19 protein-coding genes are annotated in these 26152 nt (G+C 47.6%); 14 read left to right on the top strand and 5 right to left on the bottom strand.

Annotation, left to right across the window (positions count from 1 at the left end; all coding sequences use genetic code 11):
- Position 1: 1 nt before the first annotated feature.
- Both QZT18_RS23520 and QZT18_RS08960 read right to left on the bottom strand, forming a co-directional pair.
- A complete protein-coding gene (locus QZT18_RS23520) occupies positions 2-406 on the bottom strand; it encodes a transposase (RefSeq protein ID WP_366925834.1) in 405 nt (134 codons plus the stop codon).
- 243 nt (positions 407-649) lie between these two features.
- Positions 650-1528 (bottom strand): LysR family transcriptional regulator, encoded by an 879-nt coding sequence (locus QZT18_RS08960; protein ID WP_294146858.1) that lies wholly within the window; start codon positions 1526-1528, stop codon positions 650-652.
- Between the two features lie 187 nt (positions 1529-1715).
- Here QZT18_RS08960 and QZT18_RS08955 point away from each other — a divergent pair, with 187 nt between their 5' ends.
- The 4 genes from QZT18_RS08955 to QZT18_RS08940 all read left to right on the top strand — a co-directional run bounded on the left by QZT18_RS08955 (position 1716) and on the right by QZT18_RS08940 (position 7805).
- Positions 1716-2774 carry an NCS2 family permease gene (locus QZT18_RS08955; RefSeq protein WP_294146851.1) on the top strand — a complete coding sequence of 353 codons (1059 nt, stop codon included), beginning with the start codon at positions 1716-1718 and terminating at the stop codon, positions 2772-2774.
- A 72-nt stretch (positions 2775-2846) separates the two neighbouring features.
- Positions 2847-3416 (top strand): phosphoribosyltransferase family protein, encoded by a 570-nt coding sequence (locus tag QZT18_RS08950; RefSeq protein ID WP_294146849.1) that lies wholly within the window; start codon positions 2847-2849, stop codon positions 3414-3416.
- Between the two features lie 708 nt (positions 3417-4124).
- Positions 4125-5939, top strand: a complete 1815-nt coding sequence (locus QZT18_RS08945) for an ABC transporter ATP-binding protein (RefSeq protein WP_294146847.1) — start codon at positions 4125-4127, stop codon at positions 5937-5939.
- Between the two features lie 3 nt (positions 5940-5942).
- The gene (locus QZT18_RS08940; protein ID WP_294146844.1) at positions 5943-7805 is read left to right on the top strand and encodes an ABC transporter ATP-binding protein; all 1863 of its coding nucleotides are present in this window, start codon (positions 5943-5945) and stop codon (positions 7803-7805) included.
- Between the two features lie 64 nt (positions 7806-7869).
- On the opposite strand, the gene QZT18_RS08935 is transcribed toward QZT18_RS08940, so the two are convergent.
- On the bottom strand, positions 7870-7992 hold the full coding sequence (locus QZT18_RS08935) for a hypothetical protein (RefSeq protein ID WP_294146843.1): 123 nt from the start codon (positions 7990-7992) through the stop codon (positions 7870-7872).
- Between the two features lie 340 nt (positions 7993-8332).
- Here QZT18_RS08935 and QZT18_RS08930 point away from each other — a divergent pair, with 340 nt between their 5' ends.
- From QZT18_RS08930 to QZT18_RS08920, 3 genes are all read left to right on the top strand, one after another.
- Positions 8333-11245: a glycoside hydrolase family 3 protein gene (locus QZT18_RS08930; protein ID WP_294146841.1), complete on the top strand. Its 2913-nt coding sequence runs from the start codon at positions 8333-8335 to the stop codon at positions 11243-11245.
- Between the two features lie 28 nt (positions 11246-11273).
- Positions 11274-13796: a glycoside hydrolase family 3 C-terminal domain-containing protein gene (locus QZT18_RS08925; protein WP_294146839.1), complete on the top strand. Its 2523-nt coding sequence runs from the start codon at positions 11274-11276 to the stop codon at positions 13794-13796.
- A 125-nt stretch (positions 13797-13921) separates the two neighbouring features.
- Positions 13922-14542 (top strand): hypothetical protein, encoded by a 621-nt coding sequence (locus tag QZT18_RS08920; RefSeq protein ID WP_294146837.1) that lies wholly within the window; start codon positions 13922-13924, stop codon positions 14540-14542.
- On the opposite strand, the gene QZT18_RS08915 is transcribed toward QZT18_RS08920, so the two are convergent.
- Both QZT18_RS08915 and QZT18_RS08910 read right to left on the bottom strand, forming a co-directional pair.
- Positions 14496-15821, bottom strand: coding sequence for an ATP-binding protein (locus QZT18_RS08915; protein ID WP_294146835.1), 1326 nt, complete (start codon positions 15819-15821; stop codon positions 14496-14498). The genes QZT18_RS08920 and QZT18_RS08915 overlap by 47 nt on opposite strands.
- Positions 15818-16534 carry a LytTR family DNA-binding domain-containing protein gene (locus QZT18_RS08910; RefSeq protein WP_294146833.1) on the bottom strand — a complete coding sequence of 239 codons (717 nt, stop codon included), beginning with the start codon at positions 16532-16534 and terminating at the stop codon, positions 15818-15820. Before QZT18_RS08910 ends, QZT18_RS08915 begins: the two co-directional genes overlap by 4 nt.
- A gap of 471 nt (positions 16535-17005) precedes the next feature.
- On the opposite strand from QZT18_RS08910, the gene rpiA reads away from it, so the two are divergent.
- The 7 genes from rpiA to QZT18_RS08875 all read left to right on the top strand — a co-directional run bounded on the left by rpiA (position 17006) and on the right by QZT18_RS08875 (position 26101).
- On the top strand, positions 17006-17752 hold the full coding sequence (rpiA, locus tag QZT18_RS08905; RefSeq protein WP_294146831.1) for a ribose-5-phosphate isomerase RpiA: 747 nt from the start codon (positions 17006-17008) through the stop codon (positions 17750-17752).
- Positions 17753-17755: 3 nt separating this feature from the next.
- Positions 17756-18814 carry a beta-propeller fold lactonase family protein gene (locus QZT18_RS08900; RefSeq protein WP_294146829.1) on the top strand — a complete coding sequence of 353 codons (1059 nt, stop codon included), beginning with the start codon at positions 17756-17758 and terminating at the stop codon, positions 18812-18814.
- A gap of 37 nt (positions 18815-18851) precedes the next feature.
- Positions 18852-20267 carry an NADP-dependent phosphogluconate dehydrogenase gene (gene gndA, locus QZT18_RS08895; RefSeq protein WP_294146827.1) on the top strand — a complete coding sequence of 472 codons (1416 nt, stop codon included), beginning with the start codon at positions 18852-18854 and terminating at the stop codon, positions 20265-20267.
- Positions 20260-21651, top strand: coding sequence for a glucose-6-phosphate dehydrogenase (gene zwf, locus QZT18_RS08890; protein WP_294146824.1), 1392 nt, complete (start codon positions 20260-20262; stop codon positions 21649-21651). Before gndA ends, zwf begins: the two co-directional genes overlap by 8 nt.
- A 240-nt stretch (positions 21652-21891) precedes the next feature.
- Complete coding sequence (locus QZT18_RS08885) at positions 21892-24402, top strand: UvrD-helicase domain-containing protein (RefSeq protein WP_294146818.1); 2511 nt, start codon at positions 21892-21894, stop codon at positions 24400-24402.
- Between the two features lie 62 nt (positions 24403-24464).
- Positions 24465-25481, top strand: coding sequence for a transglutaminase domain-containing protein (locus QZT18_RS08880; protein WP_294146812.1), 1017 nt, complete (start codon positions 24465-24467; stop codon positions 25479-25481).
- A gap of 110 nt (positions 25482-25591) precedes the next feature.
- The gene (locus tag QZT18_RS08875; RefSeq protein WP_294146810.1) at positions 25592-26101 is read left to right on the top strand and encodes an O-acetyl-ADP-ribose deacetylase; all 510 of its coding nucleotides are present in this window, start codon (positions 25592-25594) and stop codon (positions 26099-26101) included.
- Positions 26102-26152: the final 51 nt, after the last annotated feature.

Here is a 26152-nt window from a genome sequence, read left to right as displayed (position 1 = left end):
TTTAGACAGCTCTCCCGCCGCAGCAAGGGTCCTCGCAGGCTTTAAGAAGAAAACCGGTTCGGAACCGGGCAATGGTGCTGTGATCCGGTGCTTTCTGTCCGGCCAGCAGCCACATGAAGTTGATGTCTCTGCGGCAGGCAGTTTCAATTTTTCTGGAAGAGTAAATCGTTTGAGAATAAGCGTAAGTCAGGATCTTGAACATAGTCTTAGGATCCACTGCCGGATTTCTGCCTTTGGCAGAGTAAGCCAGATACAACTTGCTGTAATCTAAATCCTCCAATTCGTGGCTCAGCAGTCGGACAGAATCATCGTTCGGAACCAGACCTTCCAAACTTAATGGCAAAACCAGTTGATAAGTTGCGCCAAGTTCGGTATAATCTTTTATAGTATAATTGTTTATTCGCATAATTAATTATACCACGGATAGAGGACTCTTCGGAGTCCGTTTTCTATTTGAGGGTACAAAAAGGGAGCGTTGCTCCATAGATGATTGCTCATCTATGGAGCAACGCCCTCCGGATACAGAGATTTACAGACTCAAAGCAAGTAAATCTAAAAACTCCACCATTTTCTAATAATAATTACATTACTGTTAATTTAATTTTCCCGATCAGACAACAAATCTACATTGGCTCCTTATCCCATCCCTTCACCCAACATCAACCCCATGAAACCCCAAAAAATTCCGTGCCGCCTGCGACAGCGGATATTCCTTATTAACAATAAAAGCACTGGTAATAAAGAGATTTTCATCCGAAAAATGTTTCACCGACAGGTCATGAATATGCTGAAAATCGGCCGCTGTCAGGGAGGCCAGGGCAACTGTGCCGAAAGATCTGGCCCACTCGATTGCAGTTGCATTGGAAGAAGTGATAATCGAAATATTCGGTGCCAGCAGGCAATGCCCAAAGGAAGAGCGGACGAGATCCAGACAGTCAAAGGGAACAGCCAGCGGATAATCTGCCAGTTGGGAAATATCAAGTATATCACCTTTCAGCATCAGAGGATGCTCCGGTCTGCAGATTGCCACGATTTTCTCTTTCTCATAGGGGTATACGGCCAGAGAAGCATAGCCGGGGAGGTTGGAGCGTATGAGCCCGATTTCCGTCACATGGTTCAGGACATTGGGAATCGCGAAATCGCTGGGAATTTCATAAAAATCAAAATTGACATTGGGATATTCGGCCCGGAAATCATCGAACAGATGGTGGAGAAAATAGGCGGAGTTCCCCGCCGGGATCGACAGCTTTAACAGTTCGGAAAAAGATGTTTTTTTATTGTGAATTTCGTTGTGAAGCTTTTCTTCAGCCTGACAGATTTCCCTTGCCCGCAGATAAAACACACGCCCGGCATCGGTCAGTTCCAGCTTGTGCCGGTTTCGGATTAACAGCTTTGCTCCATAATAAGCTTCTATATTTTTGAGCTGGTTGCTGAGCGAAGGCTGGGCAATCAGTAATTTATTTGATGCAGCTAAAATACTTCCACATTCTACAATTGCAATAAAATTCCGGTAAGATTCTAAAGTCATGGTAAAAGCTCCCTTGTATCATAATAAAATTATTATAATAACTATGTAAAAATGATAGTTTTATTATATTAAAATATATGCTACAATGCAAATTGTTTTTAAAAAAGCATACTTATAAAAGATGTGCATGTTATAAGCTATACTTATTAATATTGATTAATGAAAATAAGGGGGACTAAAGATTACAATGAATGCATTACTGACAGATTTACTTGCCGTATTTGGTGTTGTTTTGAACGCGCTTCCTCAGGGACTTCTGGCGCTTTCTTTTGGATTTGCAGCCGTTCCGACGGCGATGGCATTTTTTATCGGGGCAGCGGGAAACGTAATTACGGGAAATGTGGCGCCGATTTCATTTCAGGCGGAAACTATAACGTACGCGGGTACCAGCGGAAGAAACCGCTCGGAGCGGTGTACCATGATTTTTATCGGAGCGGTTATCCTTGCCGTAGTCGGAGCATGCGGAATGCTGACCAGGATTGTGGAGTTTATCGGAACGGATATTGCAAACGGAATGATGGCCGGAGTTGGATTGATTTTAACAAAAGCGGCTGTTAACATGGTTAAGGAGGATCGTCTGGCAGGAGGTGTTTCTCTGGCCGCTGCGGTGATTACCTATCTTTTGACCAGAAACAGTGCCAATACACTGGTTTACACAATTGTTATCTCAGTCACCATCTCCAGTATAGCGTCGGCCATATTTAATAAAGAAAAGAAAAACATTGTTGTTGCCGATGACAAATTTACGCGTCAGAAATTTACAATCAACGGAACGGTTATTTTCGGCGCTCTCGGCATGGTCTGTTTAAATATTGGTTCCAATATTTCTTTCGGAGCAATCACTGCCAGCATGGCAGGGACGGACACCTTTAATGTGGATCATTTAACTTTAATCTCTTCTCTTGCTGATATCGGTTCCTCCTTCTTCGGCGGCGCACCGGTTGAGTCGATTATCTCCGCTACCGCGAATGCACCCCACCCGGTATGGGCAGGTGTGGCGATGATGGTGGTGGTAGGCGTAATTCTTTTAAGCGGACTGCTTCCTAAGATTGGAAATTATGTTCCGGCTTCGTCTATTGCAGGATTTCTGCTTGTGCTTGGCCTGTTTAAGACATTTATCATTGATGCACCGGCGGCTTTAGCGGTTAATCCGGCGGTAGGCGGAAGTGCACTCGTTGTTACGGCAATCTCCAATCCATTTCTGGGTATGCTTGCCGGAATTGCAGCCAGAATTCTTGGACTGTAATTCTTAGACTGTGATTTTTAGACTATGATTTTTAGACTGTAATACTTGGACTGTATAGGGAGGAAATCATTTATGAATACCTATGAATTAAATCTTTTTGGTGTTAAACGGGAGTTGCCTTTTATCGATTTGGAGGACGATCTGGCCTTCGCCAGCTTTGTGATTATGGGAGATACGGAACTGATCATGGCCTGTGCACCGGAGCTTGTTAAGAAGATCGGGGATGTGGATGTGATTGTGACGGCGGAAGCCAAGGGAATTGCCCTGGCCTATGAAATCAGCAGAATCCTTGGGAAAAAAGAGTTTATTGTTGCAAGAAAAAGCATTAAATCTTATATGAGCGGAGTGGTATCGGTTTCCGTGCATTCGATCACTACCTCAGGGGAGCAGCATCTGTATCTGGATGGTCATGATGCGGAGAGGATACGGGGAAAAAGAGTGTGTATCGTTGACGACGTGATTTCTACCGGAGAGTCTCTCTATGCACTGGAAGCTCTGGTTGAAAGTGCAGAGGGGATTGTCACTAAAAAAGCAGCGGTTCTCGCAGAGGGAAACGCGGCAAAGAGGGATGACATCATTTTTCTGCAAAAGCTGCCGTTATTTCAGAAATCTGATAATGGAAACTATGAAATCAAGGCATAACGCCTACAAAGTGGACATTATACCCGGCGTATACCGGCTACTGTACTTATAGCAGAAATCCGGGTGTTATATTCCGTCGTCGCCCCTTATCTATGAAGTGGATGAAGCCCCATATTCATGAATCGGATATGAGATGATACTGGCTGCAGGAGTTCAGCATAAGGAGTTCAGGATAAATAAAAAGAAGGCAGATATTGCACATTCCGGCTGGAAGTGAGGGATATCTGCTTTTTTGCTTGCCATAAATAAGAATGGGAAATGCAACAGACAATAAAAGAATATGCATAATATTTCAGAGCCGGCCCAATATCTTGCAGACTGGCTTAAGCATAATAGATGCAGCCGGAAATGACGTTGATAAATAAAAAATTTTGAATTTGTATTGGAAATAGCATAAACGGCTGAATGTGTAACAGTTACTGTTCACTCGGGATGCATTCCGCGAAGCGTGTTATTGTTCACAGCGCAATGCGATGTGAACAATAACGTGTAACACGATTATTATAAAGATATCTTCGCCATTCGGTTGTAATCTTCTTTAAAAATGATAGAATGAAGAAGGCAGACAGAAGTTAACGAAACAGTATTTAACAAGACAGCGGTTACAAGACGGCAGTTATCAAAACAGCAATTTACAGGACTGCATTTAACATCACATCTGTCCCCCGATTCATAATAATAGACCAGAATAAAAACAAGGAAAAAATCATGAAATCAAAAAATAGAAAAATCGATTTAATATTTAGATTTCTTCAAGGTTCAAAAGGCTACTTCGCAGTGGCGATAGCCGCGTCGCTGATATCGACCATTTTAAATGCGCTGACACCGCAGATTTTCCGTTTCAGTGTTGATGAGGTGCTGAGCGGAAACGGTGGTAGTTATCTGTCGGATAAACTATGGGTGCTGGCTTTGATGATAGTGGCCGTCGCGGTAGCTTCAGGAATTTTTACCTATATAAGCCGTACCAACACGGCGAAAGCGGGTGAGAATTTTGCAAAAAATTTAAGGGATACATTATTTATCCATGTACAGAAACTTCCGATGAGGTGGCACGACAGGCATCAGACAGGAGATATTATTCAGCGGTGTACTTCCGATGTGGAGGTAATCCGCGGTTTTGTCGTGACACAGCTTCTGGAAGTGTTCCGCACGGCGTTTCTTGTGGTTATTTCTTTTGTTATGATGTTTTCCATGAACGTGAAGCTGTCCTGCATCGTTCTGCTGTTTGTACCCGTCGTAATCGTATATTCCACGGTATTTTATAAGCTGATAGCAAAAAGGTTCACCACCGCGGATGAAGCGGAGGGAGAACTTTCCACTGTGGTGCAGGAAAATGCAACAGGAGTCCGGGTGGTACGGGCATTTGGCCGTGAACAGTTTGAAATGGAGCGGTTTGATGAGAAGAACGACGCTTTTGCAAAACTGTGGATCCGCCTGGGGACTTTATCCGGCTTGTACTGGGGGATTGGCGATCTGATAACGGGCTTGCAGGTAGTTGCGGTTATTATTTTCGGAGTCATGGAAGCGGTAAACGGCTCCATATCTGTAGGGGAATTTATCGCGTTTGCTGCTTATAATTCTACGCTCGTGTGGCCGATCCGCGGCCTCGGCCGTATCCTGTCGGATATGAGTAAAGCCGGCGTTTCTTTTGAACGAGTGGACTATATCATTCGTTCCGAGGAAGAGGAATATGGAAAAGAAGAGGAATACGAAAAAGGAAAATCGTGTGATGCATCCCGGAGGAAGAATACAGAAGCTACCGGAAAATATGATGTCTCCTTCCGCCATGTTTCCTTTGGCTATGAGGAAGGAAAAGAGGTGCTTCGGGACGTCTCCTTCACGATCCCGGAGGGCCGGACATTTGGTATTTTAGGTGGAACGGGAAGCGGAAAATCCACGGTCATCCAGCTTCTTTCAAGGCTGTATGAGCTGGACGGGAACAAGGGAAGTATTTGCATTGGCGGCAGAGAGATTCAGGATATCCCGATTGAGGTGCTCAGGAGAAATATCGGGATGGTATTGCAGGAGCCGTTTTTATATTCCAGGACAATTCGGGAAAATATTGCGGCTTCCGTACCGGATGCATCCATGGAAGAGATCCGGTATGCGGCGCAGATTGCGTGTATCGACGACGCTATCATGAACTTCCCGGACGGGTATGAGACACTTGTCGGAGAGCGGGGAGTCACGCTGTCGGGCGGGCAGAAACAGAGGATTGCCATTGCAAGAATGCTGCTTCAGAAAGCGCCGATTATGGTTTTTGACGATTCCTTATCGGCCGTCGATTCCCAGACGGATTATAACATCCGTCATGCGCTGAAAGAGCATATGAGGGAGGCAACGGTAATACTGATCTCACATCGGGTAACCTCACTGATGGGAGCAGACGAGATTATGGTGCTGAATCAGGGGAAAATAGAAGAGTGCGGAACCCATGGGGAACTGATACGGAAAAATGGAATCTACCGCAGGATTTATGAAATCCAGATGAGCCGGGATGACAGAGAGAAAATGGAGGAATAACAGATGGCTGCGTACGAAGAACAGGAATTTAACAGTCCCTTCAGCTTCGGGATATGGATGAAGCTGTCTCCGTTTTTCAAACCGTATAAAAAGTTTTTTGCAATTACGCTGGGGCTCAACATGCTGCTGGCGGGCGTAGATATCCTTGTACCGCTGTTTCAGAGTTATGCAATTGATACGTTTATCATACCCGGCCATATGAATGGCCTTGGGATATTTGCACTGATTTACATCGCAGTCATTATAGGCCAGACAGCCTGCGTCTACCTGTCCGTCCGCGCGGCGACGGTGATCGAGATGAGTGTGGGAAAAGATTTAAAAAGAGCGCAGTTCCAGCATTTGCAGACGCTGTCATTTTCCTATTACAATACGACGCCTGTGGGGTATATCCATGCCCGCGTCATGAGCGACACGCTGAGGATAGCGGGAATGATCGCGTGGGGGCTGGTGGATATGTTCTGGGCCCTGATTTATGTGGTCAGTGTATTTGTGATTATGTTTATCCTGAATGCCCGCCTGGCGCTGGTTATTACCGTGATTGTTCCATGCATCGCCTTGCTCACGATGTATTTCCAGAACCGGATTCTGAAATGGAACAGGAAGGTCAGGCGGATTAATTCCCAGATTACCAGTTCCTACAATGAAGGCATTACCGGAGTTAAGACGTCAAAGAGCATGGTGATAGAAAATGACAATGAAAACCGTTTTTTTGAAAGAACATCGGATATGCATCATGCGGCGATCCGTTCGGCGAAGCTGAATGCGGTCTATATCCCAGCCATTTTATTTTTCAGTTCCGTGGCATCAGCGGTTGTATTGGCAAAGGGCGGATATATGGTGCAGGAGAACCTTATAAAACTTGGGACCCTGTCCGTATTTATCTCTTATGCAGTTGTAATATTTGAACCAATCCAGCAGCTTGCCAGACTACTGGCCGATCTCATTTCCTGTCAGGCGAATATTGAGCGGGTGATGGATCTTCTGGAACAGAAGCCAAATGTGGTGGACCGGCCCGATGTGCTTGCGAAGTATGGGGATGCCTTTTCACCCAATAAGGAAAATTGGGAACGGATCCGGGGAGATATTGTGTTCGAGGATGTTTCCTTTATGTATCCGGACGGTAAGGAATATGTATTGGAGCATTTTAACCTTCATGTACCCGCCGGTATGAATGTTGCGATTGTCGGTGAGACAGGCGCGGGAAAGTCTACGCTTGTAAACCTCGTGGGCCGGTTTTTTGAGCCGACCAGGGGAAGAATCCTGATTGACGGTGTGGATTACCGGGAGCGGTCGCAGTTGTGGCTTCACAGCCAGATTGGCTATGTGCTGCAAAATCCTCATCTGTTTTCGGGAACCGTCCGGGAGAATATCAGATACGGACGCCTGGATGCCTCGGATGAAGAGATTGAAGAGGCCGCTGAAAGTGTGTCCGCGGATATGGTAGTCTCGAAAATGGAAAAGGGGTACGACAGCGATGTGGGCGAGAGCGGCGGCCTGCTGTCGACCGGTGAGAAGCAGTTGATTTCATTTGCGCGGGCAGTTCTTGCTAACCCTGCCATTTTTGTTCTGGATGAGGCGACTTCCTCGATCGATACACAGACGGAAAAGCTGATCCAGGATGCAACGAACCATCTGCTGAGGGGACATACTTCGTTCGTGATTGCCCACCGCCTTTCCACAATCCGCCAGGCGGATTTGATCCTGGTTGTAAAGGATGGAAAGATTATAGAGCGGGGGAGCCACCTGGAACTGCTGAATAAAAAGGGATACTACTATGAACTGTATTCCAGGCAGTTTGAGGAAGAAGCGGCTATGAGAATATATGCGGGGGAACCGGATAAGGGGAGTCAGGAAAATAAGATTTGACAATTGATCATTTCCGAAATGTGAAATCCCGCAAAATGTGAAATCCGGCTATTTTAATTCTATATTATTTTATTATTAATACGAGGGAGTGATCTGCTTTATTGTCGCTTCCTTTTATGGCACAGCCACCCCAGGATGCCCTTATTTCCAATCCTTCATATGATACTTCCGGTAATATCTGCATCATTTTATTATCTCATTTATTTCATTATTGCACCATTTCATTATTGCACCGTTCAATTATTGCACCATTCAATTACTGCACCATTCCATTGCTGCGTCATTCCATTATTGCATCATTTCATTATACCGTCATTCCCCCTCTCCATGTACCTGTAATCCCATTTTACAAATACACAGGAAGGGGGATATTCTTATCATAACCAACAATTCATCTTTACCAATCATGCCTCATTTCCTGCAAGTTGTGCAGAATTTTTCACAGCCCCTAAAAATTATGGTAAAGTGACACCATCAAAAGCACCGCGGATTTATCGGGTGCACACATAGATACAGGGAGGTAGAATATGTTAGCAATTAATATGGCAGATGTGGTAAATGTATTAAATACCTGCAAACCATATCTTATCGGCTTTGCCGTCGTGCTGATACTTGCGGTTATTGCAATCGTGGCAGCGCACAAGATGCAGGTGCACAAGAGGAAACTGGTGCGCGCCGAGGCGGGGATCGCAATCCTTTTGGCGCTCGTTGTAACCGTAAACTTAATCTGCTGGGGACCTATGTCCAGCATGATTTCACTCGCAACCGGTAACGGCACAATATCCACGGAAACATCCGACGAGGCGACGGAGCTTTGTACGGAGATTGCGGAGGAAGGAATCGTACTGCTGAAGAATGAGGGAAATACGCTTCCCCTGGCAGGCGGCAATTTAAATGTGTTTGGCTGGGCATCCACCAACCCATGCTACGGCGGTACGGGTTCCGGTTCCCTGTCTGATGCTTATGAGACCGTGAGTCTTCTTCAGGGCCTGGAGAACGCCGGTTTCAAGTTGAATACCGAACTTTCCGATTTCTACACATCCTACCGCGCGGACCGTCCCGTAGTCGGAATGTGGGAGCAGGACTGGACGCTTCCTGAGCCGACGGCCGATTCCTACAGTGCAGAACTGCTGGATAACGCCAGGACATTCTCCGATACGGCAATGGTGGTAATTACACGTGTCGGCGGTGAGGGCGCGGATCTGCCGCTGGATGTCAGCCAGGTGACTTATACAAATAACTCCGACAGCTATAATGATTTTGAGCCGGGAGAACATTTCCTCCAGCTTGATAAGACGGAGAAAGATATGCTCGATCTGGTCTGCTCCAACTTCGACAACGTCGTTGTGGTTTACAATGGTGCAAACGCCATGGAACTCGGTTTTGTTAACGATTATGAGCAGATTAAAAGTGTTGTATGGTGCCCGGGAACCGGTCAGTCCGGCTTTAACGGCCTGGGAGCGGTTCTGAGCGGAAAGGTGAATCCGTCCGGCAGAACCAGCGATACCTTTGTATTTGATTTGGAAACAACGCCTACGGCAAATAATTTTGGAAACTTTACCTATGACAATATGGATGAATTCAAGGTGACCCAGACCGGCTTTACCGGCAAAGAGGAGATCACGACACCATCCTTTATCGATTATGTGGAAGGCATTTACGTAGGATACCGTTTCTACGAGACGGCCGCGGCCGAGGGGCTGATCGATTATGACAAAAACGTTCTTTATCCCTTTGGATACGGACTTTCCTACACGGAATTCACACAGGAAATGGGAAAAATCTCGGAGCAGGACGGAAGAATAAGCTTTGACGTAACCGTGACCAATACCGGGGATACCGCCGGCAAGGATGTGGTGGAAGTATATTACAACCCGCCTTATGAGAACGGCGGGATCGAAAAAGCTTCGGCCAACCTGATTTCATTTGACAAGACGGATTTGCTTGAGCCGGGAGCTTCCCAGACTTTGACCATCACGTTCACAGCGGAAGATATGGCATCTTATGATTACCGGGATACAAAGGGGTATGTGCTGGATGCGGGCGACTATATCATCAGCATCAACCGTGATTCCCACAATATCCTGGCAGAACAGACCTACACCGTGGATGAAACTATCCGCTATACAGGCGAGGAAGGACGTTCCACCGATGTACTTACGGCATCCAACCTGTTTGACTACGCGGCGGGAGACCTGACTTATCTTTCACGCAGAGATGGATTTGCCAACTATGAGGCGTCAACGGCCGCACCGGCAAGCCTGACGCTTAAGGAGGAAGAAAAAGCGCTGTTCATCAACAACAGCAATTATAATACGGAGAGCCTGAACCTGGCGGACGATGAGATGCCGGTAACAGGAGCCAAGAACAGTATCAAACTGGCCGACCTGCGCGGCGCATCCTATGACGATACGCGGTGGGAAGACCTGCTCAACAATATGACGGTCGGCGACATGGATACGGTCATTGCCCTTGGCGGATACCAGACCTCGGCAGCGGGCAGCGTCGGAAAGGTGCAGACCATCGACTGTGACGGCCCGGCTTCTATCAACAATAACTTTACAGGAACCGGTTCCATCGGCTTCCCGTCGGCAGTTATGATCGCATGTACCTGGAATGAAGACATTGCGGAGGCATTTGGACAGAGCATTGGTAAGATGGCTGATGAAATGGGAGTTTCCGGCTGGTATGCACCGGCTATGAACATCCACCGCTCCGCATTTGCAGGACGTAACTTTGAGTATTATTCTGAGGACGGTGTGCTGTCCGGAAGGATTGCGGCAAAAGCGGTCATCGGGGCGGAGCAGTACGGCGTATACGCCTATATCAAGCATTTTGCATTAAATGATCAGGAGACAAACCGTACCAGCATGCTGTGTACGTGGACGAATGAGCAGGCAATCCGTGAAATTTACTTAAAACCGTTTGAGATTGCGGTGAAAGAGGGCGGAGCCAAGGCAGTCATGTCTTCCTTCAACTATATCGGCACCAGATGGGCAGGCGGTTCCTCCGAGCTGTGCAACATGGTACTCAGGGATGAGTGGGGATTCCAAGGATTGGTTCTGACCGACTACTTTGGTGTTTACGGCTACATGAGTTCGGATCAGGCAATCCGGAACGGCACCGACGCCATGCTGGTGGCATACGACACAGAAACAAACCATGTAAAAGATACGAAGAGCGCAACCGGAGTGAAGGCAATGCGCCAGGCATGCAAAAATGTGATGTATACGGTAGTAAACAGCCGTGCCTATGAACCGGAAAATTTACAGACCGGATTGCTGCCTTGGCAGATAATGGCGATTGTGATTGATGTTATCCTTGCGGCAGGCATTCTTGGCCTGGAGCTTGCGGCTGTGAAGCGCTATAAAAAGAGAAGCGGTGAGGCGGCAGTCCTGGAATCCGCATCGTTAAACGATTCAGAGGATTTCAAGCTTTAAAGAGGGAAAAGAAAGAGCGGGTGCATTTATGAAACATATGGATATCATAGAAAAAATGACGGTGGAGGAAAAAGCGGCATTCTTAAGCGGCAAGAATGAATGGCAGAGCCGGGATATCCCGCATCTCGGAATTCCATCCATCTTCTGTGCGGACGGACCTCACGGCGTGAGGAAGCAGGCGGGCGAGGGGGATCACCTTGGGTTAAATCCCTCTCTGCCGGCAACCTGTTTCCCAACTGCGGCAACGGTCGCAAACAGCTGGGATGAGGAGCTGGGTGAGGAACTGGGACGGACATTGGGCGCCGAGGCGGCGGCCCTTGGGGTGAATGTGCTGTTGGGCCCGGGCCTGAATATGAAGCGCAGCCCGCTCTGCGGCCGGAATTTCGAATACTTTTCCGAAGACCCGTACCAGGCGGGAAAAATGGCCGCATCCTATATCAGGGGCATACAGAGCCAGGGCGTAGCGGCCTGCCCGAAGCACTTTGCGGTAAACAGCCAGGAACTCAGGCGAATGGCAATGAATGCTGTGATTGATGAGCGTACTCTGCGGGAAATTTATCTGACCGGATTTGAGATTGCGGTAAAAGAGGGCGGAGCCAAAGCCCTGATGACCAGCTATAATGAGATAAACGGAACGTATGCGAATGAAAATGAACATTTGCTGAAGGATATCCTCCGGGGCGAATGGGGATTCGACGGTATGGTAGTGACGGACTGGGGCGGTTCCAACGACCATGTCCGCGGTGTGGCATGCCGTTCGAACCTGGAGATGCCGACGCCGGGGCTGGACTCAGCTAGGCAGCTTCTGAAAGCGCTCGACGAGGGAAGACTGACCATGGAGGAGCTGGACACCTGTGTGGACGATCTTCTCGACGCGGTGCTGACGCTGACGGAAAACGGCCGGGACGGCGCAGGAGCGGAAGAAGGGAAAGAGACAAAGTCAGAGGAAAAGTCTGACGGAGAGACAGCCGGAACAGCAGATAGAAAGTCAGGTAAAAGTGCAGCCGGATTCGACGCGGCGGCTCATAATGCCATAGCATGGAAGGCTGCGGCGGAGAGCATTGTGCTTTTGAAAAATGTACCGGATCCGGAACCTCTGCTGCCCCTTAAAAAATCATGCAGCGTGGCATTGGTTGGAGACTTTGCAATCCGTCCGCGGTATCAGGGAGCCGGTTCTTCTCTGGTGAATCCGATTATGGAGATTGCAACGATGGAAACCATGATTTCCGGCTATCCGCTCGTCAACGCCGGTTGTGCGGCGGGCTACCGGCGCACCGGTGAGGCGGATGAGGCTCTGAAAAAAGAAGCGCTTGATTTGGCGCAGAATGCGGATGTGGTAATTTACTGCTTTGGACTCAACGAGATCAGCGAGTCGGAGGGAATGGACCGCAGCCATATGCGGATTCCGCAGAACCAGATTGAACTGCTGGAAGCGCTTGTAAAGGTAAACAGCAATATCGTCGGTGTATTGAGCGGCGGTTCCGCGGTCGAAATGTCGTGGCATCACTGCTGCCGGTCGATTGTCCACGGTTATCTGGGCGGCCAGGCCGGAGCGGGCGCCATGCTCGATGTGCTGACCGGCAAGGTCAATCCGTCCGGAAGACTCGCCGAGACATATCCGGTACGGTATGAGGATACCCCTGCATTCCGCTTCTTCCCGAGTACGGAGCGGAATTCGGAATACCGGGAGAGTTTGTATATCGGCTACCGGTACTACGATACCGCCAGGGTCCGTGTGCAGTATCCCTTTGGTTACGGCCTGTCCTACACGTCCTTTGCCTACAGCGGGCTGACGGTGACGGAGACAGGGGTAACCTTCTGCCTTGAGAATACCGGGGAATGTGACGGCGCGGAGGTGGCGCAGCTTTACGTCGGGTGCTGGGACGGAGCCGTATTCCGCCCGGAAAAGGAGCTGAAGGGATTTAAAAAGGTGTTTCTGAAACGGGGAGAGAAAAAACAGGTTTCAATCCCGTTTGACGATAAGACATTCCGGTATTGGAATGTTGCGACAAACCGCTGGGAGACGGAGGCGGGAACCTACCAGATTCTGGTCGGCGCCTGTGTGCTCGATATCCGGCTCAGCGGCAGCATCACACGTACGGGAACAACGGACAGACTGCCCTATGAAGGTCTGGAACTGCCGTCTTACCGTACCGGCTTTATTCAGAATGTGGATCGGGAGGAGTATGAGAAACTTCTCGGGCATCCCCTTCCCTCCGGCAAGTGGATGGGAGAACTGGGGCTCAACGATGCGGTCTGCCAGATGTATTATGCAAAGAGCGGACTCGCCAGGCTCATTTATAAGGTGCTGACCGATAAGAAGAATAAAAACGAGGCTGCCGGGACTCCGGACCTCAACCTGCTGTTCCAATATAATATCCCGTTCCGGGCGATTGCCAAGATGACGGGAGGTATGGTCAGCATGGAAATGGCGGAGGGAGCCGTGACCGTGGTAAACGGACATTTCTTCCGGGGAATCGGACGGATTATAGCCGGATTCTTCCGCAATTTAAAGGCGAATAAGCAGTATGAGAAGAAATTAGGGAACTGAACATACATGCTGCATTCCGCGAGGCGTTTTCACTTGATTTTTTGTGAAAATCCCGAGTTGTGCGGCTGCTTCTCACGGAGAGTTCAATAGTGGAATCGGCGGGATAATAAGGAGGCGCAAGACAGTTGAAAAAGATATATGACAGTTGGTCAAGGCGTTATAAGCAATTTGAAGAACAGCATCCCAAACTGTCGAAATGGGTTTATCAGATTTTTTACTTTTTTGTTTTCAGCATGGGAGTTACGATCTTTCAGTATCTGGTGTTCACATTCATGCCGGGAATGCTGGGAATCGGCCTGGCGGGAACGGAATTTATGTGGCCGAAGAAGGAACTCAGTATCCTGGGCGTGGATTTTACCTGGAGCCTGCTGGGATATAACGTACTGCGGGATTCTGCCGGAGCAGTGGTCATCGGCGGAGGGCTGGGATATTTTATCAGCTATGAGGTAGGCTCATTCCTCGCCCAGTGTATCAACTTTCCTCTGCAGAGAAATATTACCTTCAAGAGCCATGGAAATCCCGCGTATCAGGCGATGTGGTATTTTATCGCGTGGGTTGTGATTTCCCTGATCTGCAACGGATTTAACAATCTCTGGATGCCGATTGCCTACAGTTACATGCCGCCTGCAGTTTATAATCTGCTTGTGACATTTATCACGGGCGGAGTTTCCATGGTGATATTCTTCTTTGTATTCAAGATTATTTTTCCGGAAGGCACTCCACAGGAATCAAAACCGACAGAGTAAACCAGTTGTCCTTAGACTGGAGGGTCATAGAGCCGCCGTACTTTTGTGCGGCGGCTTGAATGCTTTTAAGGCCGTAGCCGTGGTACTGGGTGTTGCCCTTCGTTGTGCGGGGAAGCCGGCCCGAATTGAACTCCAATGGAGTTTCCGTATAATTTTCAAACTGGATCATTAAAAACTGGTTTTTCCTGAACATGGACAGGGTGACCAGACGTTTTTCCGGATCTTCAAACTGGGAAACGCATTCGATGGCATTGTCCAGGGCATTGCCGAAAATGGAGCAGATATCCTTTACATGCATAAAGGAAATGAGACTTCCGTCCGCCATACAGGTGAAGGTAATCTCTTTCTGGGAGCAATAAGTGCTTTTCGTGGTAAGCACGACGTCCAGCACCCGGTTTCCGGTATTGGTCAGGGCTTCCTGCGTGAGAATAGCCTGTTCCATTTCCTCCAGATATTGATCGCGTTTTTCCGGATCTTCCTCCGCCCGGATGGCAATCATATAGTGTTTCAAGTCATGAAATTCCCGGCGCAGCAGCTCCACGTTGTCAATGGACATGCGGTACTGGTCATACTGCCTCTGGAGCATCACGTTCATGATCTGGTTTTCGCCGCGCATCCGCAGTTCCTCCCGTTTTTCCATCTGGGCGGCCAGCATGACGAGGCCTCCAAAATCCACGAGGGTGCGGACATACAGGATCGAACTGGTGGCGCTGGAAAACGGAGTGTCCGGCATGATAAAGCTCAGATTGCTGATAGTAAATGCCGCCAGTACAATCGTGGTGGCGCCCACCAGCTCTTTATTTCCCACATTCATATTCTCATCCTGCGGAATGTGCTCACGTTCCAGAAACCAGTATACGAGATAGACCACCAGATACACCGCAGTCATAATAGCCGCGGTTATAAAGAAATTGTACAGTTGGAAATGAACCACCAGCCAGACATTAAGCTGCCACTGCAGGGAGGCGGCAAATTCCGCCAGCACAAACGCGCGGATACAGCAAAATCCTGCATCCTGGGGCGTCACATCGCATATCCGGAAGATAAACAGGTACATGCAGAAAGCAGCGCCCAGCATACCGGGTATCCATAGAAACAGCGGGGCAATTCCGGCCAGGTGCTGATAGAGCAGAAACCATAAAAGCATTCCGGAAAACGCGCCGTAAAGCTTTATTCCGGAAATTTTTCTCCTCAGCATCATAATATAGGAGACGCACGCCGCCCACTCGGCAATGGCCGTGCATATTCTGGGCGTGTCCATCAGGTTTGCAATATTCATCGCTGTATTCCCCCCACATAATCGGTAAATGAATCCAGAAATATTTTCTTGCGCGCCCGGCTGACCGGCAGTTCCGTCCCGTTCGACAGGCGGACCACATTAGGAAGGAGCGCGGTGACGTGCAGAAGGTTCACCAGATATGCATTGTGGCATTTGGCAAAACCAAGGGGCAGCAGCATTTCCTCCATGCGTTTTAAGGGCCCTGCGGTCCGGAAACCGCCTTTCTCCGACTGTACGAGGATATCGTGCTTCTGACTTTCGATATAATATATCTGCGCCGTATCCAGACGGAGCTGTCCGCCGTCCGTTTCCAGGGTCAGGTAAAAACGGTTTTGCTTTTTCTCAATCTGTCTCGCCGCCTTGTGCAGAATCTGCGAGAATGCAAGGTAGGGCACCGGTTTGAGCACGTAACCCAGGGCGTCCACCGTGTAGCCCTGTACGGCAAATTGTACCGTGGAGGTGATGAAAATGAAAATCACGTCCTCATCCAGCTTCCTGATTTTTTCGGCGGTGCTCATGCCATCTAAATGCTTCATCTGAATGTCCAGCAAAATGATGTCATACTCCGCCCGATAGTCAGAGATGATGTCTAAACCGTCCGTGAATACGGTAATCTGAAAATGGACGGAATTCTCCCTTTCGTAGCGTTTTAGATAGTCCTGTAAAAGTTCTGCGTCATGTCTGTCATCTTCGACGATTGCAATACGAATCATGGGTATCCGGTCCTTTCTGGGGGCGCAATAATACTTCTTTTTAATACGCTAATTATAAATGATCCGTAAAAAAAGAACAAGCCATTATCAGGCGGGGAAAAGAGAGGCTGTTTCTGTGCGCCACGAAGCGTGTTACCGGGCACGGAGCAAACAGTAACGCGGAATGGATGGTTCCAATCGGAGACAAATCTCCCACGAAGTGTGACTAAGTGTTAATCAGAGGCAATATCAGATTCGGTCAATGTAAAGTAGAAGCATAAGAAAACAAGGTTTTAGAAATAATACATACTAAATAACGAAAAGAGGCTGGAGAAAGCGGTGAGAGACATCTGTTTTGCCCAGCCTTTTAATATTTTGTTCCATACAAAATCCCTTTCAAAATCTCTTTAAAGAAACGGTTGACTTTTAGAACTGTAACAATTATAATTACAGATATGAAAGAGCAGCAAATCCATCTAAGGCGGTGACAATATGAGTACGGATGCGAGAGAAAAGCAGAAACAAACGGCGGCAAAAGCGGCGGCGTCTTTTATCCGCGATAAGATGACGCTCGGGATAGGAACCGGTTCTACCGTGTATTATCTGATAAAGGAGATAGGAACGTTTAGAACGACAGGAATCAATGTCCGCGCGGTGGTTACATCCGAATCGAGCAGAGAACTGGCTATTTCCTGCGGTATCTCCGTATGTTTGCCGGAGGAAGTGGATCATATCGATTTGGCGATTGATGGAGTAGATGAAATCGACGGCAGCTTTTATGCGGTAAAAGGCGGAGGCGGAGCGCTTTTGAGAGAAAAAATCGTTGCATATAAAGCGGATGATGTAATATGGATAATGGATGAGAGCAAATTGGTTGAACGTCTCGGCCGTTTCCCTCTTCCCGCAGAGGTACTCCCATTTGCTCATACATGGGCGGCGGAGAGAATAGAGGAATTAGGCGGCAAGGCCAGACTGAGAGAACGGAACGGCAAAATATATGATACAGATAACGGCAATTATATACTGGATGTAACATTTCCCCCGGGAATAACATATCATACGGCTGCCGACAAAATAAGACAGATACCGGGAGTCCTTGAAACAGGATATTTTAATCCGGTTTGCAGCCGGATCATAGTAGGAACCGATTCGGGCGCAAAAGAGATTGTGAACCAGCGGCAAAGCCGGAAGCAGCCAAGGGACGAATCGAAGTGTGATATGACAGGAAAGCAGGTATAATACATGGCAAACGATGCACAAAAAGAGATAAATACGTCAACAATAACATCGGTAAATAAGAAGCTGACGGATGGATATATTGGAACTTATTATTCGGAAGAGAGCAAAGGAATTTATCATTTTACGTTTGACAGTGAAAACGGCACGCTCACGGAGCCGGAGCTGTTTTATGAGGCTCACAATGCAAAATGGGTTTGCTTAAATGGCCGTTCCATGGCGTTCCCTATCGAAAAGCAGGGGAAAGCAGGCACCTGTTTCCTGGAACTGATGGAGGGAAAGGTAAGCCATGCGGCGGAAATACTGGAAGAAACACAGACGCCGTGCTATATCCTTTGGCAAGACGATTACGTCTATACGGCAAATTATCATGAAGGAAACGTAATGGTATATCATCTGGAAAAAGGAGTGCCTTCCCTGGTAAAACGGATAGAAAACGGAGAGAAGGCGGGATGCCATCAGATTTTATTACATGAATCATATCTTTGTGTTCCCTGTCTGGAACAAAACAGGATTAGGCTGTTTGATACGGAACATGACTACACACCGGCTGGAGAAATCACTTTCCCGGCGGGCAGCGGACCCAGACATGGGATATTTAACAGACGGCACACCATGTTCTATGTGGTAAGCGAGTGGAGCAACGAGCTTTTTGTATTCCGCGTTCATGGCAGCGAATTCACCCTGATGCAGACGGTTTCAGTCCTGCCGGAACGGGAGCGTGAGAAAAACGGAAATGCGGCGGCAGCGGCAATCAGAATGACAAAGGATGAACGCTTTTTATATGTTTCGGTGAGGGGCATCGACACTCTGGCCGTTTTCAATATAAGCGGAAACGGGGCAGCCGTCATTCAGCATATTTCCTGCGGCGGGGTTCATCCCAGGGATTTTATCCTGAGTGAAGATGAAAGATATTTGTTAGTGGCAAACCGTTTTGAGGGCGGAATCGTGAGTATGGAAAGAGATGCGGAGAGCGGATTGCTGAAAATCCCCCTGCATTCCGTCTCAATGCCGGAGGGCGTATCCCTGACACTTGGCGGCAATAAAGGACAGAAAACCAGTTAACAGATTCAGAATAGATAATATCAACAGGAGGTATTTTATGCAGACAACACAGATAGGAATCATCGGGCTTGCAGTTATGGGCAGGAGCCTTGCCCTCAATATGGCGGATCACGGGTTTATCGTAGGCGGATACAACCGCAGCAGAGAAGTGACGGAAACGCTGATAAAAGAACATCCACACAAAAATTTCATCCCATTTTATGATTTGAAAGAGCTCGTGGAGTCCCAGGAAAGGCCGCGCAAAGTTCTCATTATGGTCAAAGCGGGGAAACCGGTGGATATGGTGATAGACCAGCTTATCCCTCTGCTTGACGAGGGCGACATGATCCTGGACGGAGGCAATTCATTCTTTGAAGATACGAGAAGAAGAGAAAAAAGCCTGAAAGAAAAGGGAATCTATTATTTCGGCACGGGCGTTTCGGGCGGAGAGATGGGAGCCCGTTTCGGCCCATCCATCATGCCGGGCGGAGAGAAAGAGGCGTACGCTCATATTGCGCCAATCCTGGAGGCAATTTCCGCGAAGGCGCAGGGAGAGCCGTGCTGTGCCTATATGGGCCCGGATGGCGCCGGTCATTATGTGAAAATGGTCCATAACGGAATTGAGTATGCCGATATGCAGTTGATAGCGGAGGCATATCTGCTGCTCAAATATGCGGGCGGATTTACCAATCAGGAACTGGCGGATATCTTTACCGAGTGGAACGAGGGAGAACTGAAAAGCTATCTGATCGGCATTACGGCAGGAATCTTCGGCGAGAAGGATGATTTTGAGGATGGAGAGCTGGTTGACTACATTTTAGACAGCGCGGGACAGAAGGGAACCGGAAGATGGACCAGTCTGGAATCCCTGAAACAGGGAGTGAATGTGTCCATGATCACGGCTGCCTGCAATGCCAGAATTATGTCGAACCGGGTAGCAGGAAGAAAAGAAGCAAAAGAACTGATTGAAAGTCCGAAGCAGAGGCTGGTACCCGATAAGGCGAAGTTCCAGGAAAAGGTGAGAAAAGGTCTCTATACGGCCAAAATCGCAGCCTATGCACAGGGGTTTGACCTGCTTTCACATGCATCCTCGGAGTACGGATGGAATTTGGACTACGGTAAAATCGCATCCATTTTCAGGGCGGGCTGTATCATACAGGCTGAGTTCCTGGACGATATTACAAGAGCATTTGAGAAAAACAGGGATCTTAAAAACCTGATGATGGATTCCTTCTTCAGAGACAAAATCAACATGGGCCAGGAAAGCCTGAGAGATATCCTGGGGCCTGGAATCCAGAACGGAATTCCGGTTCCGGCCATGAGCCAGGCGGTTGCCTATATTGACGCATTCCGTGGAACACCGGTGGGGGCAAACCTGATTCAGGCCCAGAGGGACTGCTTCGGCGCGCACACATATGAGAGAACAGACAGGGAAGGCATCTTCCACCACGATTGGAGGTTCGAGCATGAATAAAGAGCAGGTATTTACAATCTTTGGAGGAACCGGAGACTTGACCTTCAGAAAGCTCCTTCCGGCTCTTTATAATATAGAGGCGGCCGAAGACAAGGAGCTTTGTTCCCGGGTGGTGGTAATCGGAAGAAGAGACTACACCAGTGAAACATACCGTGACATGGCGAAAGAGTGGGTGGAGAAGTTCGCGAGACTTCGTTTTAAAGAAGAGACCTATCAAAAACTGGCGGAAAATATTATATATTACCGGATGGATTTTACGGACGAAAATGCATATGACGGACTCGACAATTTCTACCGGGAAATGGGAGCCGGAAGCCATATATTCTATTTTGCCGTTGCTCCCAGGTTTTTTGGAACAATTGTAAACGGACTGAAAAGAGTAGCAGGCGCCGAGGCCGGAAAAGTGGTGCTTGAAAAGCCGTTTGGTGAAAGTCTTTCGGCGGCGGCCGAACTCAATGAGGCAATGGAATCGTTTTTCAGGCCGGATCATATTTACCGGATTGACCATTATCTCGGGAAGGAAATGGTCCGCAACATTCAGATTATCCGCTTTGCAAACCCGATTTTCAGCAACGTCTGGGATGCGGAGCATATCGAGTGCATTCAGATTTCCGCCATGGAAGAGGTCGGCGTGGAGACGAGAGGCGGTTATTATGACCACAGCGGCGCCCTTAAGGATATGGTGCAGAACCACCTGTTCCAGATTCTTTCCATTGTCGCGATGGAACAGCCGGGAACCCTGGCTGTGGAGGATATGCACCAGGAGCAGATCAAGGTGCTGAAGGCACTTAGCATACCCGGGGATATATCGGAAAGTATGGTACTGGGTCAATACGAAGGATACCGCGGGGAACCGTCCGTAGATAAGGAATCGGCCACAGAGACTTATGCCGCCCTGCGGCTTCTGGTGGACAATGACAGATGGAGAGGAATGCCGTTTTATGTGCGTACCGGGAAAAAACTCGGAAAGCGTGAAATGCAGGTGGCTATCGTCTTTAAAAGTCCTGTAGCAGGAGTAGAGTCCAATATCCTGAATATTAAAATCCAGCCGACAGAGGGTGTCTATCTCCAGTTTAATATTAAAAAACCGGGAGAAACCGAGGAAGTGATCCAGGCAAAAATGGATTTCTGCCAGAGCTGTTCTTTTGTAAACCGGATGAATACACCGGAAGCTTATGAGCGTCTGCTCGGCGCCTGCATGCGGGGAGAACGCTCCTGGTTCTCTCAGTGGGATCAGGTTGAAACAAGTTGGAAGTATGTGGATGAGGTGCGGGATCAGTACCGGAATAAGGGACTGCCGACGTATGAATATGCACAGGGCGGCAGCGGGCCGAAAGAGGCGGAGGAGCTGCTTGAGAGGTATGGGCATACGTGGTTTGAATAAACGGATTTTTGCAGCCGCCATAGAAAATATTAACTTTCTATGGCGGCTTAGTTTTGTCTGAACTCGGGGCGTGTTTTTTTGTCTATGGGGAAAACAGCAGCATAAGAGTCGGACGGGGATTAAGAAATCAGTTCCATTCATTGTACTCTCCGTTAAAAAGAGGTAAAATAAAAGAAACGAAAGGACAGGGCTGAGTTTTTTCTCTGCACGTTTAAGAGAGGAAGAACGGAAGATTTCATAATGGCCCGGTTGAAGGATTTTTTTATGGGACTGTTCGACAAGTTTTTTGAATATCAAAACCGTAAAAGAGAAGAACGCGATTCGGAATGCCGCTCTGCTGTTAATGAAGTAACCGATGCCGTCCGCGGCATAAATCATTTACTCTCAAATCAGGATAAATATATTTATGAATACAGCTACAACCGGCTAAAAGTTGAATGGCTCAGAGTTAAGAACCGTTATGGAAAGATTAGCCGAAGACTGCAAAAATCGCCTTGCTGTCAGGAACTGCAAAGAGGCATTCAGGAATTAAACCATGTTTTGTCTGCTTTGCCGCAGGATATTGAACAGCATAACCGGAAATACCTGGAAGAGAAGACAGCAGATGCATTTAAGCGTATTGGGAGTATTGAAGGCCGTCCGCTGGATCGTCAGCAAATGGAATGTATTGTAAAAGATGCTCCAAATCACCTGGTTGCCGCCGGTGCAGGAACCGGAAAAACTACTGCCATTTTAGGAAAAATAAAATATCTTCTTTCAACTGAGGCATGCGGCCCTGATGAAATTCTTGTTTTGTCTTTTACCAGTGCATCTGCAAACGAGATGAGAGACAGGCTTACGAAGGAAACCGGACAAACTATACAGGCAGGGACATTTCACAAACTCGGGTTACAGATTATCCGGGAGAGTGAAGGAAAAGCTCCCGTTATCTATAACGACGATCCCTGTAAATTCATACGCGGCCGGATTGAGGTATGCCTGAAAGACCCGGGATATGCAGCATTGTTTACGAGTTACTTGCTTTTTCACCGTATTAACCAGAAGTCGGAGTTTGAGTTTGACTCGGAAAGTTCATACAGGGAATACCTGGAGACGAATCCTCCAATCACAATCAAAGGTGAAACGGTTAAGAGCTATGGTGAAATGGAGATTGCTAATTTCCTGACTCAGTATGGTATTAAATATAAGTACGAGGAACCCTATCCGACAGATACCCGTACTGAACAATATGACCAGTATTATCCTGATTTTTTTCTGACGGATTATGGTATTTACATTGAATATTATGGGATAAATGCACAGGGGGAGGTTCCACCCTACTTTTCAGGGCGCGACGGAAAAAGCGCATCAGATACATATAGGGAAAGTATTGCCTGGAAAAAAAAGCTGCACAAAGAAAATGATACGGTATTGATTGAATGTTATGCCTATGAAAAATTTGACGGTGTGATGTTAGACCGGCTTTACATCAGTTTGCAGAAACATGGAGTCGTCCTGGAGGAGGTCCCGGCGGAACAGATTTTTGCCGACATGAAGGCGGAAAGAAAAAATAGATTAGATGGTCTTGCGGAGCTTCTTCAGACCGTTTTGGTACTAACCAAAAACCGCCGCCTGTCATATCCGGCATTGATGGAACTTTGCTCATCTCCATTTCACAGAGGACAACAGGTAATCGTAAAGCTTTTTGATCCTATCTATGAAGCTTATGAGAAGATGCTGTCCGACAGAGGAGCCATCGATTTTAATGATATGATAAATCTCGCCGCTGATCATATTATAGCGGGTGAATATCACCATCCATATAAATACGTTATTATTGACGAGTATCAGGATATTTCCGGAGCGCAGTACCGTTTATTGCAGGCTATGCGCACGGACCGTTATTATTCACTGTTCTGCGTGGGGGATGACTGGCAGAGTATTTACCGGTTTGCAGGCAGTGACATAGGCTATATCCTTGATTTTTCAAAGTATTGGGGTGATGCGGAAATCAGCAGGATCGAAACAACATATCGTTTTTCCCAGCGTCTTATCGATATATCCGGCCGGTTTGTCATGAAGAATCCTAATCAAATGAAAAAAACGATCCATGCCCATGAGGACGCGGAGCAGTATGTCCTGGAAATAATTCAAGGCTTTACGGATAAATGGGCAATACAATTTATGGTGAATGAACTTGAAAATCTTCCTGCGGGGAGCAGCGTGTATTTTATCGGCAGGTATCAGTTTGATTCGGTTTATCTCAAGGATGAGCCGCGCCTTAGAACCGCTTATGATAATACAGAAAAAGTATTGAAAATAATGCTTCTTTCAAGGCCCGACTTAAAAATGACATTTTATACTGCCCATAAATCGAAGGGTCTCCAAGCCGATTATGTGTTTATTATTAATAACAAATCAAGGAATATGGGATTTCCAAGTAAGATAGAAAATCCCCCGCTGGTAGATATGCTGCTGGAACAGGCGGATATGTACCCTGATGCAGAAGAGCGCCGTCTGTTTTATGTGGCTATAACCCGAGCCAGAAAAAAGGTATATCTGGTGACAGCCGATAACAACATATCTCCTTTCGCGGAGGAACTTAAAAGTATTTATCAGTCGGAACTGCAGAAAGCGGCGTTGCTTTGCCCTCTATGCGGTGCACCATTAAAACTACGCAACGGGCAATTCGGAGCTTTCTATGGCTGCACGGGCTATAGAAAAACAGGCTGCCGGTATACCAGAAAAATTACTCACTCAAAAGACAGATAGTGATGATAAAGAAGCCCGGAAACATGCAAACGATAAAAAATATACAAACATGGAGACACCCTATGGAACCATACTACTACAACCAAATGAACAAACCACAGCGAATGGCCTACCACGCCATGAAGACCGGACTCATCGACCTGGCGCCGTCCTTTCCGGTGCCGCGTCTGGAAAATCACGAGTTGAGCGATATATTTTTCAAACTGCGTCTGGACTGCCCGGAGATTTTTTATGCGGTGGGTTTTCACTACCGTTTTTTTCCGGATTCCGGCAATGTGGAGATGATTCCGGAATATTTATTTGATAAAGGAAAAATCAAAGAACACCAGAAAGCAATGAGGGCCAGGGTGGAAAAACTCAGCCGGCCGGCCCAGTCTTTGGCAGAGCGTGATAAAGAGCAGTACATTCATGATTTCATCTGTAACAATGTCCATTATGATAAGTTGAAGAAGCCATATTCCCATGAAATAATCGGCCCTCTTGGACAGGGAGTCGGGGTCTGTGAGGGAATTGCAAAGACGGTTAAAATTTTGTGTGATGCGTTGGGCATATGGTGCATTATTGCAATCTCGGACTCCAATCCGGATAAAAACATTAAGTACCGCCATGCATGGAATATCATTAAAATGGGCGGAACGTATTATCATTTGGATGCCACGTTTGACAATACCCTGGGGTCAGGTGACGTGATCCGGTATGATTATTTTAACCTGGACGATAAACAGATTTTCCGGGATCATGAACCGGTGATTTACGCAATCCCGCAATGCAATGATGGTGATAAATTCTACTACAAAGAGAAGAAACTCTCTTTCACGAAGACTGAAGATGTGGAAAAACGGGCAATTCAGGCGATACGGAAAGGAAAACCACTGATATTCCACTGGCGCGGCGGATATTTGACACGGGACGTATTGTCTGAACTGTTAAAACTGCTGGAACAGACCGCCCGGGTGAAGGGCAGACATGCCAGAACAGGGCTCAACTGGCCCCAGTCGGTTCTGCAGGTATCCTTTGCAGAGGAGCTTCCTGTGGATGAGCTGATTGTCGAGGAGGCGAATGAGGGAGAAAAACAGTGATTTTAAATTCGTAAACATAGAACGTGTGCAAGCAGAAAACATGAGCAAACAGAAAACATGTACAAATGGAGTATATGTGCAGATAGAAAACAAGCGGAAGGAGCGAAGCAATGTCTTTTAAAATAATGACCGGCGATATAACAAAATGTGAGGCAACGGCAATCGTAAATGCCGCCAACACCTCGCTTCTCGGAGGCGGGGGTGTGGACGGTGCGATTCATCGCGCCGCAGGCCCGGAACTCCTGGGAGAGTGCAGAATGCTTCACGGATGCAAGACGGGACAGGCCAAGATGACGAAGGGATATAACCTGAAGGCAAAATATATTATCCACACCCCGGGGCCGGTATGGAACGGCGGGGAACATGGTGAGCGTGAAACATTGGAATCCTGTTACAAAAACTGTCTTGAACTTGCTGTAAAACACGACATTCACGACATTGCCTTTCCATCCATCAGCACAGGGATTTACCGTTTCCCTGTGGATGAGGCTGCAAAAATCGCAGTCAGAACGATCCACCGGTATCCGGATCTGGATGTTACGATGGTATGTTTTGATGAGAGAACCAGGAAGGCATACGAAGATGCGGAGGCCGCTTTTAATCGGGGAGAACTACAGTAAAGAACCGGATATGGATATATGAGTAAAAGAAAATTGAGATAGAAATTAGTA

Source organism: uncultured Clostridium sp., from assembly GCF_900547735.1.
Lineage (GTDB): Bacteria > Bacillota > Clostridia > Lachnospirales > Lachnospiraceae > Otoolea.
The sequence above is the reverse complement of the archived record's forward strand: the minus strand, read 5'-3'. Positions and strand labels throughout refer to the sequence as shown.

Excerpts from the sequence above, each read along its gene's own strand:
- QZT18_RS08940 (WP_294146844.1), top strand. The coding sequence starts at position 5,943 with ATGGCTGCGTACGAAGAACAGGAATTTAACAGTCCCTTCAGCTTCGGG.
- gndA (WP_294146827.1), top strand. The coding sequence starts at position 18,852 with ATGCAGACAACACAGATAGGAATCATCGGGCTTGCAGTTATGGGCAGG.
- QZT18_RS08955 (WP_294146851.1), top strand. The coding sequence starts at position 1,716 with ATGAATGCATTACTGACAGATTTACTTGCCGTATTTGGTGTTGTTTTG.
- QZT18_RS08935 (WP_294146843.1), bottom strand. The coding sequence starts at position 7,992 with ATGATGCAGATATTACCGGAAGTATCATATGAAGGATTGGAAATAAGG.
- rpiA (WP_294146831.1), top strand. The coding sequence starts at position 17,006 with ATGAGTACGGATGCGAGAGAAAAGCAGAAACAAACGGCGGCAAAAGCG.
- QZT18_RS08880 (WP_294146812.1), top strand. The coding sequence starts at position 24,465 with ATGGAACCATACTACTACAACCAAATGAACAAACCACAGCGAATGGCC.
- zwf (WP_294146824.1), top strand. The coding sequence starts at position 20,260 with ATGAATAAAGAGCAGGTATTTACAATCTTTGGAGGAACCGGAGACTTG.
- QZT18_RS23520 (WP_366925834.1), bottom strand. The coding sequence starts at position 406 with ATGCGAATAAACAATTATACTATAAAAGATTATACCGAACTTGGCGCA.
- QZT18_RS08915 (WP_294146835.1), bottom strand. The coding sequence starts at position 15,821 with ATGAATATTGCAAACCTGATGGACACGCCCAGAATATGCACGGCCATT.
- QZT18_RS08925 (WP_294146839.1), top strand. The coding sequence starts at position 11,274 with ATGAAACATATGGATATCATAGAAAAAATGACGGTGGAGGAAAAAGCG.
- QZT18_RS08945 (WP_294146847.1), top strand. The coding sequence starts at position 4,125 with ATGAAATCAAAAAATAGAAAAATCGATTTAATATTTAGATTTCTTCAA.
- QZT18_RS08930 (WP_294146841.1), top strand. The coding sequence starts at position 8,333 with ATGTTAGCAATTAATATGGCAGATGTGGTAAATGTATTAAATACCTGC.
- QZT18_RS08910 (WP_294146833.1), bottom strand. The coding sequence starts at position 16,534 with ATGATTCGTATTGCAATCGTCGAAGATGACAGACATGACGCAGAACTT.
- QZT18_RS08875 (WP_294146810.1), top strand. The coding sequence starts at position 25,592 with ATGTCTTTTAAAATAATGACCGGCGATATAACAAAATGTGAGGCAACG.
- QZT18_RS08950 (WP_294146849.1), top strand. The coding sequence starts at position 2,847 with ATGAATACCTATGAATTAAATCTTTTTGGTGTTAAACGGGAGTTGCCT.
- QZT18_RS08900 (WP_294146829.1), top strand. The coding sequence starts at position 17,756 with ATGGCAAACGATGCACAAAAAGAGATAAATACGTCAACAATAACATCG.
- QZT18_RS08885 (WP_294146818.1), top strand. The coding sequence starts at position 21,892 with ATGGCCCGGTTGAAGGATTTTTTTATGGGACTGTTCGACAAGTTTTTT.
- QZT18_RS08960 (WP_294146858.1), bottom strand. The coding sequence starts at position 1,528 with ATGACTTTAGAATCTTACCGGAATTTTATTGCAATTGTAGAATGTGGA.